This window comes from Phocaeicola plebeius DSM 17135, from assembly GCF_000187895.1.
In the GTDB taxonomy this organism is placed as follows: domain Bacteria; phylum Bacteroidota; class Bacteroidia; order Bacteroidales; family Bacteroidaceae; genus Phocaeicola; species Phocaeicola plebeius.
The window spans coordinates 587,572-602,941 of the sequence record NZ_DS990134.1 but is presented as its reverse complement, the minus strand read 5'-3'; the positions used below and the strand labels follow the sequence as shown (position 1 = coordinate 602,941).

At 43.9% G+C, this 15,370-nt stretch carries 15 protein-coding genes; 4 read left to right on the top strand and 11 right to left on the bottom strand.

What is annotated here, in order from left to right; genetic code table 11:
- The first annotated feature begins 132 nt into the window (after positions 1–132).
- From BACPLE_RS18660 to BACPLE_RS17270, 3 genes are all read left to right on the top strand, one after another.
- Positions 133–489: a hypothetical protein gene (locus tag BACPLE_RS18660; protein WP_007559766.1), complete on the top strand. Its 357-nt coding sequence runs from the start codon at positions 133–135 to the stop codon at positions 487–489.
- Entirely contained in the window at positions 489–1,394 is a 906-nt protein-coding gene (locus BACPLE_RS17275; RefSeq protein ID WP_148374551.1) for an IS3 family transposase, read from the top strand. The genes BACPLE_RS18660 and BACPLE_RS17275 overlap by 1 nt, the downstream gene beginning before the upstream one ends.
- A gap of 395 nt (positions 1,395–1,789) precedes the next feature.
- Positions 1,790–4,219, top strand: coding sequence for a glycosyl hydrolase family 95 catalytic domain-containing protein (locus tag BACPLE_RS17270; protein ID WP_007564317.1), 2,430 nt, complete (start codon positions 1,790–1,792; stop codon positions 4,217–4,219).
- Between the two features lie 86 nt (positions 4,220–4,305).
- On the opposite strand, the gene efp is transcribed toward BACPLE_RS17270, so the two are convergent.
- A complete protein-coding gene (gene efp, locus BACPLE_RS17265; RefSeq protein ID WP_007564316.1) occupies positions 4,306–4,872 on the bottom strand; it encodes an elongation factor P in 567 nt (188 codons plus the stop codon).
- 190 nt (positions 4,873–5,062) lie between these two features.
- Between efp and rpmH the strand changes: the two genes are divergently transcribed.
- On the top strand, positions 5,063–5,224 hold the full coding sequence (gene rpmH, locus BACPLE_RS19075) for a 50S ribosomal protein L34 (protein ID WP_007564314.1): 162 nt from the start codon (positions 5,063–5,065) through the stop codon (positions 5,222–5,224).
- 193 nt (positions 5,225–5,417) lie between these two features.
- Here rpmH and gpmI read toward each other — a convergent pair whose 3' ends face one another.
- The 10 genes from gpmI to purB all read right to left on the bottom strand — a co-directional run bounded on the left by gpmI (position 5,418) and on the right by purB (position 15,273).
- A complete protein-coding gene (gpmI, locus tag BACPLE_RS17260) occupies positions 5,418–6,932 on the bottom strand; it encodes a 2,3-bisphosphoglycerate-independent phosphoglycerate mutase (RefSeq protein ID WP_007564312.1) in 1,515 nt (504 codons plus the stop codon).
- 187 nt (positions 6,933–7,119) lie between these two features.
- On the bottom strand, positions 7,120–8,112 hold the full coding sequence (gene tsf / locus BACPLE_RS17255) for a translation elongation factor Ts (protein ID WP_007564307.1): 993 nt from the start codon (positions 8,110–8,112) through the stop codon (positions 7,120–7,122).
- A 121-nt stretch (positions 8,113–8,233) separates the two neighbouring features.
- Positions 8,234–9,073, bottom strand: a complete 840-nt coding sequence (rpsB, locus tag BACPLE_RS17250) for a 30S ribosomal protein S2 (protein ID WP_007564305.1) — start codon at positions 9,071–9,073, stop codon at positions 8,234–8,236.
- 35 nt (positions 9,074–9,108) lie between these two features.
- The gene (locus BACPLE_RS19385; RefSeq protein ID WP_157131897.1) at positions 9,109–9,270 is read right to left on the bottom strand and encodes a hypothetical protein; all 162 of its coding nucleotides are present in this window, start codon (positions 9,268–9,270) and stop codon (positions 9,109–9,111) included.
- A 12-nt stretch (positions 9,271–9,282) separates the two neighbouring features.
- Entirely contained in the window at positions 9,283–9,669 is a 387-nt protein-coding gene (gene rpsI / locus BACPLE_RS17245; RefSeq protein WP_007564303.1) for a 30S ribosomal protein S9, read from the bottom strand.
- A 6-nt stretch (positions 9,670–9,675) separates the two neighbouring features.
- On the bottom strand, positions 9,676–10,137 hold the full coding sequence (gene rplM, locus BACPLE_RS17240; protein WP_007564301.1) for a 50S ribosomal protein L13: 462 nt from the start codon (positions 10,135–10,137) through the stop codon (positions 9,676–9,678).
- A 282-nt stretch (positions 10,138–10,419) separates the two neighbouring features.
- Positions 10,420–10,911, bottom strand: coding sequence for a DUF4488 domain-containing protein (locus BACPLE_RS17235; protein ID WP_007564297.1), 492 nt, complete (start codon positions 10,909–10,911; stop codon positions 10,420–10,422).
- Between the two features lie 155 nt (positions 10,912–11,066).
- Positions 11,067–12,470, bottom strand: coding sequence for an asparagine--tRNA ligase (asnS, locus tag BACPLE_RS17230; RefSeq protein WP_007564295.1), 1,404 nt, complete (start codon positions 12,468–12,470; stop codon positions 11,067–11,069).
- Between the two features lie 83 nt (positions 12,471–12,553).
- The gene (locus tag BACPLE_RS17225; RefSeq protein ID WP_394357950.1) at positions 12,554–13,864 is read right to left on the bottom strand and encodes a pseudouridine synthase; all 1,311 of its coding nucleotides are present in this window, start codon (positions 13,862–13,864) and stop codon (positions 12,554–12,556) included.
- Positions 13,865–13,926: 62 nt separating this feature from the next.
- A complete protein-coding gene (gene purB, locus BACPLE_RS17220; protein WP_040313432.1) occupies positions 13,927–15,273 on the bottom strand; it encodes an adenylosuccinate lyase in 1,347 nt (448 codons plus the stop codon).
- Positions 15,274–15,370 lie beyond the last annotated feature (97 nt).

Below are 15,370 nucleotides of genomic sequence, written 5' to 3'. Positions count from 1 at the left end.
CGCGATGATGGAAAGGCTTTTTTTATGGAAATTCGGAACTTAAAGAGTCTCCACAAAACTCTTTTGTATCCCGTTCAAAAGACCAAAGAGTTTGTAGTGTACTAAATAAGTTGACACAATTTATTTAGTAACATGCGTAAAAATCGAAAGTTCTCAAAGGCAGAATGTCTGTCTTATCTGGAAGAATATATGTGTTCTTCTCAGAACCATAGTGAATTTGAACGAGAAAAAGGTCTGAAACGTACTACAATTAGCCGCTGGCTTCGTATCTTTGGGATTGAAGATAAACCAAGTCCCATTATGAGCAAGAAACTAAGTCAGACCGAGCAGGAGCTTCATGACCGTATTCATGAGCTCGAGCGGAAAATCAAGTCCCTGGAAGTAGAGTTGAAGCAGTCCAACATGGCCCGTGACGCCTACGACTGCATGATTGACCTTGCGGAAAAGACCTATAACATTCCGGTAAGAAAAAACTCCGGTGCCAAGTAATCCGGGGCCTGTCTCAAGGCGGACGCCGTTACCGCGTGCGTCCGCTTTGCAGATTGCTTGGCATATCAGCACAGGGATACTACAAGCATGACTATGCCTCAAACGAGGCTGACATACTCTCTGCCAGCATTGTATTGTACTGCCTGTACGTCCGCCAGAAGGAATGTCTTCCCAAGGCGGGCTGTCGGGAACTCTACACACTCTGCCGTGAATACTTCAGGGAAAAGTTCACCATAGGACGGGACAGGTTTTACAATGTGCTCCGTTCCAACTCGCTCATGCTCAGGCGGACAAGGTACCGTCCTCGTACCACGGACTCCAGACACGGTTACCGTCTTTACAGGGATCTTGTAAACACTTCTCCCAAGTACACGCCTGTGGGCAATGGCCGGCTTGTGGTGGCGGACATCACCTATATCTATACCAGAGAAGGTTTTGCCTATCTTTCACTGGTGACTGACGCCTACAGCAGATACATAGTCGGATACTGCCTGAGCAGGAGTCTGGATGCGGAGGGACCGCTGAAAGCCATGTACATGGCTCTGGAGACCTACCGTGCCTACGGAATCAGTACGGAAGGCATGATACACCACTCTGACCGTGGCGTGCAGTATGCCTCGAAGCAGTACACGAACCTGCTGCTTTCACAAGGCATCAGAATCAGCATGACCCAGACGGGAGACCCGCTTCACAATGCCCTGGCCGAGAGGATGAACAACACCCTGAAGAACGGGTGGCTCTTCAATGAAGGTGATATGGACTTCAGACAGGCAGAGGAAGCCGTAAGTAAATCCGTAGCGATGTACAACAATGCCAGACCACACAGGGCACTGGGTATGAAGACCCCTATGGAAGTCTTTTCAGGCAGAGGAGGAAACCCTCTTATGGAATATCGGTATAACTGAAAGATGTGCTCGTCGGGACGGGTGCTCCCGCCCCTTGCCGCACGGCGCTCCCCGAGCGATGAGTTTTTAGAGAGAAAATATACGGATATTGAGTTTTTGTTGTAGTTTTGCAGAACTGACAACCTTTTTAGGAATATAATGTTTAACCTGTCAACTTAGTCAGGAATTAATCTTCAAACTGACAACTATTTTTAGTACACTTCAGTTTCACACAAAACGCCTTTGCGCTTTAATGCAAACGTCCTTGCGTTTCATTTCAAATGTACTTGCGATTAAAATAAAACGCAAAGGCGTTTTTTCAGTTGCATTTTCACTTCACTTTTCACACCTGAGTTTTGTCCGTACAAATATTTCTTGATAACTTGCAACTGATTTTCTTTATTAACGCATAGACTATGAAAAGTAACTTTAAAAGGAAGTGGAAAGGCATTGTTGTCACAACTTGTATCCTTTCCTTACCTGTCTCTTATCTTCCGGCACAAGAAAATTTAGTGCTGCACTACAACCGTCCGGCTGAATTCTTTGAAGAAGCACTCGTCATCGGAAACGGTACCATGGGAGCTATCCTTTACGGGGGAACCGACAAAGACGTACTCTCACTGAACGACATTACTCTATGGACCGGAGAACCCGACCGGAAAGTCACAACTCCCAATGCCTATAAGGCCATTCCAGAAATCCGTGCCCTGCTCGACAAGGAAGATTACCGGGGAGCCGACCGTGCCCAACGGAAAGTACAGGGACACTACAGCGAAAACTATCAGCCGCTGGGCCAGCTTTCCATCACTTATTCTGCCGAACCGGCTAAGGTAAGCCACTATCAACGAACACTGGACATCAGCCGGGCCATGGCACGAACCGCCTACCAGAGAAACGGTGCAGATTTTGCCTGCGATTATTTTGCTTCAGCCCCCGACTCAGTGATTGTACTGCGCCTGCAGACGGAAAGCACAGAAGGGCTGCAAGCCACTCTTTCATTCAACTCGCTCCTGCCTCATGCCACTACGGCCAACGGCAATGAGATTTCAGCCGAAGGATATGCTGCCTATCACTCCTATCCCGTATATTTTGACGGAGTAAATAACAAGCATTTGTATGATCCGGAACGGGGAACGCATTTCCGCACACTGATTCGGGTAATAGCTCCTCAGAGTGAGGTCAAAAGCTTTCCATCGGGCGAGCTGAAGGTGAAAGGCGGAAAAGAAGCCTTGATTCTGATAGCCAACGTCACCAGCTTCAACGGCTTCGACAAGGACCCCATGAAAGAAGGACGTGACTACCGGAACCTGGTGACACGACGCATGGAACGGGCTGCACAGAAAACGTTCGAGGAATTGGAAAATGCACACGTGGCAGACTACAAATCTTTCTTCGACCGCGTAGAGCTTCACCTCGGTAAGACAGACCAGGCCATTGCAGCCCTGCCTACCGACGAACAGCTGCTGCAATATACAGACAAGTCACAAAGGAATCCGGAACTAGAAGCATTGTATTTTCAATATGGCCGCTACCTGCTCATTTCCAGTTCACGTACACCAGGAGTACCCGCCAACCTGCAAGGCCTGTGGAACGAACGTCTGCTCCCGCCCTGGAGCTGCAATTATACCAGCAACATCAACCTGGAGGAGAACTACTGGGCAGCTGAAACGGCCAACCTGAGTGAAATGCACCGCCCACTGATGGACTTCATCGCCAACCTGCAACACACGGGAGAAGAGAGTGCCAAGGCTTATTACGGTGTACAGAAAGGATGGTGTCTGGGACAGAACACGGACATCTGGGCCATGACCTGTCCGGTAGGACTGAACGTGGGTGATCCGTCGTGGGCATGCTGGACCATGGGAGGCGCCTGGCTGTCTACTCATATCTGGGAGCGCTACACCTTCACGCAGGACAAGGAATTTCTACAAAAATATTATCCGGTATTGAAAGGTGCAGCTGAATTCTGCCTGAACTGGCTGATAGAAAAAGACGGCAAGCTGATTACCTCACCGGGTACATCGCCCGAAAACAAGTTCCTGACTCCCGACGGCTACGCAGGAGCGACTTCCTACGGCTGTACTTCTGACCTGGCCATGACGCGCGAATGCCTGATAGATGCGGCCAAGGCTGCCGAAGCGCTGGGTACGGACAAAGACTTCCGGAAGCAGATAGAGAAAACGCTTCCCCGTCTGTTGCCTTACCAGGTTGGCAAGAAAGGAAATCTGCAGGAGTGGTTCCATGACTGGGAAGACCAGGAGCCGCAGCACCGTCATCAGTCGCATCTGTTCGGTTTGTATCCGGGACATCATCTGTCTGTAAAAGAGACTCCGGAACTGGCGAAGGCTTGTGCCCGTACGCTGGAAATCAAAGGAGACAATACCACAGGCTGGAGTACCGGCTGGCGTGTCAACCTTTATGCACGTCTGCAAGACAGCAAGAATGCGTACCATATCTACCGCCGCCTGTTGCGTTATGTCAGTCCGGACGGATACAAAGGAAAGGATGCACGACGCGGAGGAGGTACCTACCCCAACCTGCTCGATGCACACTCGCCTTTCCAGATTGACGGTAACTTTGGCGGTTGCGCCGGCGTCATTGAAATGCTGATGCAGTCTTCCGAAAACAGTATCACCCTACTTCCGGCTCTTCCGGCGGAATGGAAAGACGGCAGCGTGAAAGGTATCTGCGCCCGTGGAGGTTTCATCGTCGACATGGAATGGAAAAACGGTAAAGTAACATCTTTGTACATCCAGTCACGCAAAGGCGGAAAAACGAAAGTCTGCTTCGACGGAAAATCTAAGAATATCACCCTCAAAGCAGGCAAAGGAATCAAGTTACTATAAGCCAGCATCACACAAAAAAAAGAAAGCCGTACCGGAATCATCCAGTACGGCTTTCTTTTTTATCTGAAATTCAGTGTCTGTCAGCATTAAGCTTTTACACGACCTACGTAAGAACCGTCGCGAGTATCTACTTCGATAGTTTCATCCTGGTTGATGAACAACGGAACACGTACAGTAGCTCCAGTTTCTACAGTAGCAGGCTTAGTAGCGTTAGTAGCAGTATCACCTTTCAGACCCGGTTCAGTGTAAGTAACCTTCAGCTGAACTTTTACCGGCAATTCTGCGAACAGGATAGTTTCAGTAGAAGCATCAGAAACAACTTCTACAATCATTTCTTCTTTCAGGAAGTCTACACCTTCAATCAGGTCATGAGCGATAGGCACCTGTTCGAAAGTTTCCTGGTTCATGAAAATATAATCATCACCTTCTTTGTACAAGAACTGATAAGGACGACGTTCTACACGTACATCTTCCAGTTTTTCACCGATGTTGAAACGACGTTCCAATACATATCCGTCTACTACATCTTTCAGTTTTGTACGCATGAAAGTGTTTCCTTTACCCGGTTTTACATGCAGGAAGTCAATGCAGAAATACAATTTGCCATCCATACGGATAGCGGTTCCGATTTTAATGTCTTGAGCATTAATCATAACTTAAATCCTTTATTATTATGTAATAGTTTGATTTATTCTCTGAATACGGTTGCAAAATTAATCTAAATCGCGAAAAAACGCAAAAAGATTTGTCTAAAAATGATTTAGCACTTTGATTATTAAAAAAAAGTCACTAATTTTGCAGCCCGAACGCATGGAATAATAACATAAAATAGTATATACGAAAATGAAAAGAACATTCCAACCCTCTAACAGAAAGAGAAGAAACAAACACGGTTTCCGTGAAAGAATGGCTACCGCAAACGGTCGCCGAGTATTGGCAGCACGTCGCGCTAAAGGCCGCAAAAAATTAACTGTATCTGACGAATACAACGGAGTAAAAGCATAATAAACTCTGTTTTGACAGAAAGCCGCAAAGTAATTCCTCTTATTTACTTTGCGGCTTTTTATTTTTCCAAGACTGCACCGCCTGTGTTCTCCCTATCTGAAACACAATCGCTCTAGCATGGTGAATAAAAAACCGGAGTCCATTATCTTCCGATAACGAACCCCGGCTCTATGTTCTAAATCACTGTGGATTCTTATTTAATCAGGTCGCGACCTGTCATTTCAGACGGCTGCGCCATGCCTAAAATGTGCAGGATAGAAGGAGCCACATCAGCCAATACACCATTTTCTACTTTGGCGTCTTTGTTTTCAGTTACGTATACAAACGGAACCGGATTCAAAGAGTGAGCTGTGTTCGGTGTACCGTCTTCATTCAATGCATGATCTGCATTTCCATGGTCAGCAATGATGATGACTTCATAACCGTTAGCCTTAGCAGCTTCTACTGTATCTTTCACACAGTTGTCGATAGCTACTACAGCCTTTTCAATTGCTTCATAGATACCTGTATGACCTACCATGTCACCGTTTGCATAGTTCACTACGATAAAGTCATATTTCTGTGTACCGATAGCTTCTACCAGTTTATCTTTTACTTCGTATGCGCTCATTTCCGGCTTCAAGTCGTAAGTAGCAACCTTCGGTGAAGGAACCAGGATACGGTCTTCGTTGTCATACGGAGTTTCACGTCCACCGTTGAAGAAGAAGGTTACATGGGCATATTTTTCAGTTTCTGCGATGTGTAACTGAGTCTTGCCATTGCTTGCCAGGTATTCGCCCAATGTGTTCTGTACGTTTTCCTTGTCGAACAAGATATGTACGCCTTTGAATGAAGCATCATACGGAGTCATACAGTAGTACTGCAATCCCGGGATTGTCTTCATACCTTCTTCCGGCATATCCTGCTGAGTCAATACGATAGTCAATTCTTTTGCACGGTCGTTACGGTAGTTGAAGAAGATAACTACATCACCTTCCTTGATAGTACCGTCGAAGTTTGCATTGGAAATCGGTTTGATGAATTCGTCTGTTACACCTTCATCGTATGATTCCTGCATAGCCTGTACCATGTCAGTAGCTTTCTTACCTGTACCGTTTACCAGCAAATCGTATGCTTCTTTCACACGTGCCCAACGTTTGTCACGGTCCATTGCGTAGAAACGTCCTACGATAGAGGCAATCTTTCCGGCTGATTTTTCGCAATGAGCAGTCAGCTGTTCAATGAATCCCTTACCGCTCTTCGGGTCTGTATCACGACCGTCCATGAAGCAGTGGATGAAAGTATTTTCCAGTCCGTATTCCTTTGCAATGTCACACAATTTGAACAAGTGTTCCAAAGAAGAGTGTACACCACCATTGGAAGTCAATCCCATGAAGTGGATGTTTTTTCCATGTTCTTTTGCGTATGAGAAAGCAGCTACTACTTCCTTGTTCTGCATAATGCTGTTGTCGGCACATGCACGGTTAATCTTCACCAAATCCTGATATACGATACGGCCTGCACCGATATTCAAGTGACCTACTTCTGAGTTACCCATCTGACCGTCAGGCAAACCTACATTTTCACCACTGGCCTGAAGCTGTGAATGAGGATAGTTAGCCAACAGACTGTCCCAGTAAGGAGTCGGAGTATTGAAGATTACATCATCTTTTTGACGGTCGCCACAACCCCAACCGTCCAGAATCATTAAAAGCGCTTTCTTTGCCATAATCTATTTTGTTTAAAAGTTAGAATTCCATTCTATGTTTTCCGACAGCAAAAATACAAAATAATCCTGCTTGGAAGATTACTTTTCCTGATAATAATCAATAAAAAACGGCTACTTGAACCAAGTAACCGTAAAACAAATCGGGCGTACCAAATGGCACGCCCGAAAGAATATTGCATCCTAATAATTATTCAGCACGCAAAGTGAAACGTTTGAAGTCTGCAACAGCCAGTTCCGGATCAGCAGCTTTCAATACATCAGCTACAGTCTTCTTCGGATCCATGATGCTTTCCTGTTTCAGCAAGCAAACTTCTTTCAAGAATTTACCCAGACGGCCTTTTGCGATATTTTCAATCATAGCCTCAGGCAAGTTAGCAGCTTTTTCTGCAGCTACTTTTTCCTTGATTTCTTTAGCTTTAGCTACATCTTCTGCAGTAATCCATCCCTTAGCCATGTTGCTTTCCATGTGCTCTTCGCTATCTACGTGAGAAGGATTGATACCAGCTTTCTTCAAAGCAGCTTCAACAGCTTTCTGTACCTGTTCAGCCTTAGTCTTTTCAATAGCTACATTGATTTCTTCCTGTTTTACAGATTCAGGAACACCAGCTTCATCAATTGCAATCGGGTTCATGGCAGCAATCTGCATACAGATTTCATGAGCTACCTGAGCATCGCATTCTTTGTTGAATGCAACGATTGTACAAAGCTGATTCTTATTCATGTGGTTGTAAACAGCAGTGCAAGCACCTGATACGAAATTGAAACCATCCAATTCAGTCTTTTCACCAGTGATACCACTACGTTCTACAATTGCATCAGCAATAGTACCGTTACCCATAGGCAAAGCCTTGATTTCATCCAAAGTCTGGCACTTGTTAGCGATAGCAGCATCCAGGATAGCCTGAGTCAATGCTACGAAATCTGCATTCTTTGCAACGAAGTCAGTTTCACACTTCAAAGCAATCATTGCAGCGTAGTCACCAGTTGATTTTGCCAACACACAACCTTCTGAAGTTTCACGGTCAGAACGTTTTGCAGCTACAGCCTGTCCTTTTTTACGGATAATTTCCATTGCCTTGTCGAAATCGCCTTCTGATTCTGCCAAAGCGTTCTTACAGTCCATCATACCAGCTCCAGTCATTTTACGAAGCTTGGTGATATCAGCCATACTTACAGCCATAATAATATCTTTTATTTTGAGTTAGTAATGTTCTTAAAAACAAAATTGAGAATTGAGAATTGAGAATTGAGAATACAGTTTTCCCAATTTTCAATTTTCAATTCTCAACTTACTTTATTGATTAAGCTTCTTCTTCATCCTTGCTCATGAATGCAGCAGCCTTAGATGCGTTGATTGCATCTTCTTCAGCTTTATCCATGCGAGCTTTGGTAGCTTTTTTCTTAGCAGCTTTCGGTGCATTTTCACCAGCAGCTTCCATATCTACCTTTTCAGCTTTTCTTTCTTCCAAGCCTTCTGCCATTGCAGCGCAGCAAGCATCCAAGATAACTTCTACTGATTTAGTAGCGTCATCGTTTGCCGGAATTACGAAATCGATGTTTGAAGGATCTGAGTTAGTATCTACGATAGCAAATACAGGAATACCCAGACGGTTAGCTTCACGAACTGCGATGTTTTCTTTCAATACGTCTACTACGAACAATGCAGACGGCAGACGAGTCAAATCAGCGATAGAGCCCAAGTTCTTTTCCAACTTAGCACGCTGACGAGAAATCTGAAGAACTTCTCTCTTTGACAGGTTTGAGTAAGTACCATCGTTAGTCAGTTTGTCGATAGTAGCCATTTTCTTCACAGCCTTACGGATTGTCGGGAAGTTAGTCAACATACCACCCGGCCAACGTTCGATTACGTACGGCATATTTACAGAAGCAGCTTTCTCAGCTACAACTTGTTTAGCTTGTTTCTTAGTAGCAACGAACAGGATTTTCTTTCCTGATTTTGCGATTTGTTTCAAAGCTTCAGCAGCTTCTTCAACTTTAGCAACAGTTTTGTTCAAATCGATGATATGAATACCGTTGCGTTCCATGAAAATATAAGGAGCCATTGCAGGGTTCCACTTTCTTTTAAGGTGTCCGAAGTGGCAACCAGCCTCCAATAATGTATCAAAATTTACTCTTGACATTGTTTTTAATTTTAATCGTTTACTTTCTTTTTTGTTTATTGAACCAACTGTCCGGTAGTCTTTCCGACAAGAACTTGCAGGAAGAATCCTGACAGTTTAGATACTAAACGCTTCTTTAGGTGACGAGGTATCAGTTGACGAGGCAACAAGGACAGACCCACCGAGTGAGCCACCTTGCTAACTTGTCCCTTATCCAACTTGTCCCCTCGTTAACGTTTACTGAACTGGAATCTACGACGTGCTTTCGGACGTCCCGGTTTCTTACGTTCAACAGAACGAGAATCGCGAGTCATGAAACCTTCAGAACGAAGAGCCTTCTTATCTTCCGGATTGATTTTAACCAGTGCACGAGCGATAGCCAGACGCAAAGCCTGAGACTGACCAGTGAAACCACCACCGCACAAGTTAACTTTGATATCATATTTTTCAGCCACTTCCAATTTGTTCAACGGCTGTTTAACTACATACTGCAGAATAGTTGATGGAAAGTACTGTGCAAGGTCTCTCTTGTTAATAGTAATCTTTCCTGTACCTTCGCTAACGAAAACGCGAGCTACCGCGCTTTTACGTCTGCCTAATGCATTTACTACTTCCATTCTTTATTATTTAAGTGTATTAATATCAATTACTTTCGGAGTCTGAGCTTCGTGTTTGTGTTCACTTCCTTCGTAAACATACAAGTTGCCCAGCAACTTAGCTCCCAGACGATTCTTAGGAAGCATACCTTTTACTACTTTTTTCATCAATTTTTCAGCGCCATTCGGTTTTGCCAACAGACGAGCCGGAGTAATTTCACGCTGACCACCAGGATAACCGGTATAGCTCAGGTAAACCTTATCGGTCATTTTCTTACCTGTAAATTTCACTTTGTCTGCATTGATGATAATAACGTTATCACCGCAGTCTACGTGAGGGGTGAAGTTAGGTTTGTACTTACCTCTCAACAACTTTGCAACTTTTGCACCGAGACGGCCTACAACCTGATCGGTAGCATCCACAACAACCCATTCTTTAGTTGCTGTTTCCTTGTTTGCAGAAATGGTCTTGTAACTTAAAGTATCCACTCTTAAATCTTTTTAAAATGTTAACTACTAAAAAACAAATTCCTACAACCTTACCCTTCCCGGACAAAGAAGAATAAAGCACTCAGAATTAAAAATTTATCACTAGTTGATAATAATCGGCTTGCAAAGGTACGGCTTTTCTTTTAACCGACAAAGATTTTAAGTTTTTTTTTCGCGGGATAACCAGTTGATTATGAATCGTACCTAAATGATATAAAACCAGAAAAGGCCGTTGCAACATGGGAGTTGCAACGGCCCTATTTATTTATCATCCAATTTTTATCAGCGCAATTCATCACCCGGATAAACAGGTGCCATTTCGACTTTCTTCCAAATTTCATGACACCAGGAATCTATCTTGTTCCCATTAGCATCATTATCCAAGAAATACTTCACATACATCAATGTACCATTTTCCTTTAGTTCAAAATGCATTGCATTTTTCTTTCCATTCAACTGTGGAAGATGCACGTTTTTCTCTACACACTCCGTATAAAGTCCTTCACTGTTTATTTCATAAGTTCCATATCCCAAAATAACAGCTCCTGTCTGCATCATCAACAAATTGGTAAAACGTCCGTCATCAGAAAGAATCTTCAGAGAATTACTTGTCTTAAGCTCACCCGGTATATCCGGAGAATTAGAACGATAGAAACACATCTGCCAAACTCCATGTAAATTAATAGGAGTTTTTTCCTGCACATCCTGGGCCATCGAATTGCCGACAGCTAAAAGCATCAGAAACGCTACCAGAAAGAAATAACGTATTTTCATAACTATAAGTATTAGAATTACCTATCAGGTTATCACAAAATTATAAAATATTTTGACAATCACGCATTTTATGCACGTTTTTCTATCGTAAAAACATAAAAAAAGTCATTCCAAATGGAATGACTTTTTCTTTTATAAATAAATAGAATCTTCTCTTAGAATTCTGCGTTACGCGGTGTACGCGGGAACGGTATCACATCACGAATATTTGCCATACCTGTTACAAACAGCAGCAGACGTTCAAATCCTAGCCCGAAGCCAGAATGCGGACATGAGCCGTACTTACGAGTATCCAGATACCACCACATATCCTTCATCGGGATATTCAGTTCCTGAATACGAGTCAGCAGTTTGTCATAATCTGCTTCACGCTCTGAACCTCCAATAATTTCGCCAATCTTCGGGAACAGCACATCCATAGCACGTACAGTTTTGCCATCTTCGTTCTGCTTCATATAGAACGCCTTTATTTCTTTCGGATAATCGGTCAAGATAACCGGACGTTTGAAGTGCTCTTCCACCAGGAAGCGTTCGTGTTCTGAAGCCAAATCCACACCCCAGTAAACCGGGAATTCAAACTTATGTCCATTAGCTACTGCTTCTTCCAGAATCTTGATACCTTCTGTATAAGGCAGACGTACAAAAGATTCCTTCAATACACCCTGCAAACGTTCAATCAAGCCCTTATCGAACATGTCGTTCAAGAACTTCACATCGTCATAACAGTTGTCCAATGCCCACTGTACACAGTATTTGATGAATTCTTCCGCCAAATCCATGTTGTCATTGATGTCATTGAAAGCAACTTCCGGCTCAATCATCCAGAACTCAGCCAAGTGACGCGGTGTATTTGAATTTTCCGCACGGAATGTTGGTCCGAATGTATAAATTGCCCCCAAAGCAGTAGCAGCCAATTCGCCTTCCAACTGTCCGGAAACTGTCAGACTTGCCTGCTTTCCGAAGAAGTCATTATCATAAATAATAGAACCGTTTTCATCTTTCTTCAAATCATAGAGGTTCATGGTAGTAACCTGGAACATCTGTCCAGCTCCTTCACAGTCTGATGCTGTAATCAGAGGAGTGTGGAAATAGAAGAAACCTCTTTCATGGAAGAACTTATGAATCGCAATAGCCATGTTATGACGGATACGGAACACTGCACCAAATGTATTCGTACGAGGACGCAGGTGAGCAATCTCACGCAAGAATTCCATTGAATGTCCTTTTTTCTGCAATGGATAAGTATTGTCACAAGTACCCAATACTTCAATCTCACGTGCCTGAATTTCTGCTGCCTGTCCGGAACCTACCGACTTTACCAGTTCTCCATTCACGCTCAGACATGCACCCGTTGTAATCAACTTCAGTAAATCCTCATCAAAGTTAGCCAAGTCGACTACAATCTGCACATTATTTATAGTAGAACCATCATTCAATGCAATAAAGTTTACCTGTTTGCTACCACGGCGAGTACGCACCCAACCTTTCACATTGACCATCGCGCCAAAATCTTCACGCTTCAGCAGGTCAACAATTTTTGTTCTACGAATTGTTTCCATTTTGATTCTATGTTTTATCAATTAATCTAAAAACACAGGGATGCTCCGTTTCCGTGTATCCCTGTGTTCTGCTATATTTATCATTATTCAAAAGATCCCATACGAAGCATGGCTACTTCCTGTTCTGTGAGGTAACGCCAGTCACCGCGACGCAATCCCTTCTTGGTCAATCCCGCAAAGTACACACGGTCCAGCTTAATCACACGATAGCCCAGCGATTCGAAAATACGACGTACGATACGGTTCTTTCCAGAGTGGATTTCAATACCCACCTGTGATTTATCTGTATCCGACGCATAGCTGATAGCATCAGCATGGATTTCACCATCATCCAGTGTAATACCCTGTACAATCTGATCCAAGTCTGCCTTTGTCACATTCTTGTCGCAGTATACATGATAAATTTTCTTCTTCAAGAACTTAGGATGAGTCAGTTTCGATGCCAGGTCACCGTCATTTGTCAACAGCAGTACACCTGTGGTATTACGGTCCAGACGTCCTACCGGATAGATACGCTCCTTGCAAGCACCTTTCACGAAATCCATCACCGTCTTACGTTCCTGCGGGTCATCCGAAGTCGTTACGCAATCTTTCGGCTTATTAAGCAGTACATAGACCTTACGCTCAATATTTACCGGCTGATCGTGGAACTTCACTTCATCCGAACGCTTCACCTTCGTACCCAATTCCGTTACGATTTCACCATTTACAGATACAACTCCTGCAGTGATAAACTCATCCGCTTCACGACGAGAGCAAATACCTGCATTCGCAAGGAACTTGTTCAAACGAATCGGTTCATCCGGATCAGTCAGCAGTTCTTTGTACTCGATCTGCTTCTTCATGCTATATTTTGCATTCGGGTTGTAGTCGGCAGTGCGCGGACGGTAACCTCCCTGTGGACGACCATATCCGCCCTGCTGTCCGCCATTGTTATTAAAACGAGGACGATACGGGTGCTGTTCTCCACCCTGTTGTGCATTGTTAAAGCGCGGACGATATGAACGCTGTTCTCCTCCTTCCTGGTTGTTGTTGAAACGAGGAGTGTACGCACGCTGCGGACGTCCACCATTATTGTTGTTAAAACGAGGATTGTAAGAAGAACGCTGCTCTCCTCCTTCATTATTGTAGGAACGGTTTCCGTATGAACGCTGCGGGCGATTACCATAACCACCTCTCTGCGGACGGTCCTCTCCATTATTAAAGCGAGGATTATAAGAAGAACGATAACCTTCTCCCCCTTCTCTATTGTTGTTATACGGACGGCGACCGTAGCTATTGCTTTTCTCGCCTCTACCATATTTGTTATATCCTTCTCTGTTGTAAGACTTGTAACCATCGCGGCCAGACTGGCTGTTTTCGCCATCTTGTCTGAATTCTTTTTCTGCCATAATTTTTTTGTTTAATGCTAATATTAATACTCAACACCCTCTCGGGCGATATTTATTTTTTAAAGTTAGACTCCAGTATAGTTGTGCGGAGTAATCGCACGCAGTTCCTTTTTAATATCCTCGCTGACGTTCAGTGTTTCAATAAAATCTTTGATAGAAGCTTCTGTAATAGCCTGGTTCGTACGAGTCAGCGCTTTCAACGCTTCATACGGATGCGGATAAGCTTCACGGCGCAAAATCGTCTGAATAGCTTCAGCCACTACACTCCAGCAATTATCGAGATCTTCATAGATTTTATGTTCATTCAACAGCAATTTTCCAAGACCTTTCAGTGAGCTCTGGATGGCAATCACCGTATGTCCGAAAGGAACACCGATATTACGCAACACTGTAGAGTCCGTCAAGTCACGCTGCAAACGAGAGACCGGCAGCTTGGAAGAAAGATGTTCCAATATTGCATTGGCCATTCCCAGGTTACCTTCTGCATTTTCAAAGTCAATCGGGTTCACCTTATGCGGCATGGCACTTGAGCCGACCTCACCAGCTTTGATTTTCTGCTTGAAATACTCCATGGAAATATACTGCCAGAAGTCACGGTTCATGTCAATCATGATGGTATTGATACGCTTCATTGCATCGAAGATGGCACCCAGTCCGTCGTAATTTGAAATCTGTGTAGTGTATTCTTCACGTTCCAGACCTAATTTTTCTGCAACAAACTTATTACCGAAAGCCTTCCAGTCAAAATCCGGATAAGCCACGTGATGTGCATTGTAATTTCCGGTTGCTCCACCAAATTTCGCAGTCAGCGGACAAGCCTTCAATACAGCCAGCTGACGGTTCAGACGATAAGCGAAAACCATGATTTCCTTGCCCAGACGAGTAGGAGAAGCAGGCTGCCCGTGAGTCTTTGCCAGCATCGGAATATTTTTCCATTCTTCTGCGTAGGCAGTCAACTGATCAATCAGTTTCTGGATCTGCGGATAATAGACTTCTTCCAACGCATCCTTGATAGACAAAGGAACTGAAGTGTTATTGATATCCTGTGAAGTCAGTCCGAAGTGAATGAATTCTTTATAAGGTTCCAATCCACCCAGTTTATCAAACTGTTCCTTAATGAAATACTCAACAGCTTTCACATCGTGATTTGTCACGCTTTCTATCTCCTTGATACGTGCAGCGTCTCCCTCAGAGAAATTACGGTAAATATCACGAAGAGACTCAAAGCGAGTCGCATCAAATGATGCCAACTGCGGCAAAGGCAATTCACATAAAGTGATGAAATATTCAATTTCCACCCGCACACGATACTTCATGAGCGCATATTCTGAAAAATAAGCAGCCAAAGTTCCTGCTTTGCTTCTGTAGCGACCGTCAATCGGTGATACAGCCGTGAGTAAATCAAGTTCCATCATTATCGTAAAGTTTTTTGGTATCTAAATTCTAAAGTTTCATTTGAATTCGCGAAATTAATGCTTTTTCCTGAGTTATCAGGACATAGTCCTTAAA

Bases quoted from the DNA above. Each gene is read 5' to 3' on its own strand.
- BACPLE_RS18660 (WP_007559766.1), top strand. From the start codon at position 133: ATGCGTAAAAATCGAAAGTTCTCAAAGGCAGAATGTCTGTCTTATCTG.
- BACPLE_RS17270 (WP_007564317.1), top strand. From the start codon at position 1,790: ATGAAAAGTAACTTTAAAAGGAAGTGGAAAGGCATTGTTGTCACAACT.
- efp (WP_007564316.1), bottom strand. From the start codon at position 4,872: ATGATTAATGCTCAAGACATTAAAATCGGAACCGCTATCCGTATGGAT.
- rpmH (WP_007564314.1), top strand. From the start codon at position 5,063: ATGAAAAGAACATTCCAACCCTCTAACAGAAAGAGAAGAAACAAACAC.
- gpmI (WP_007564312.1), bottom strand. From the start codon at position 6,932: ATGGCAAAGAAAGCGCTTTTAATGATTCTGGACGGTTGGGGTTGTGGC.
- tsf (WP_007564307.1), bottom strand. From the start codon at position 8,112: ATGGCTGTAAGTATGGCTGATATCACCAAGCTTCGTAAAATGACTGGA.
- rpsB (WP_007564305.1), bottom strand. From the start codon at position 9,073: ATGTCAAGAGTAAATTTTGATACATTATTGGAGGCTGGTTGCCACTTC.
- rpsI (WP_007564303.1), bottom strand. From the start codon at position 9,669: ATGGAAGTAGTAAATGCATTAGGCAGACGTAAAAGCGCGGTAGCTCGC.
- BACPLE_RS17235 (WP_007564297.1), bottom strand. From the start codon at position 10,911: ATGAAAATACGTTATTTCTTTCTGGTAGCGTTTCTGATGCTTTTAGCT.
- asnS (WP_007564295.1), bottom strand. From the start codon at position 12,470: ATGGAAACAATTCGTAGAACAAAAATTGTTGACCTGCTGAAGCGTGAA.
- purB (WP_040313432.1), bottom strand. From the start codon at position 15,273: ATGGAACTTGATTTACTCACGGCTGTATCACCGATTGACGGTCGCTAC.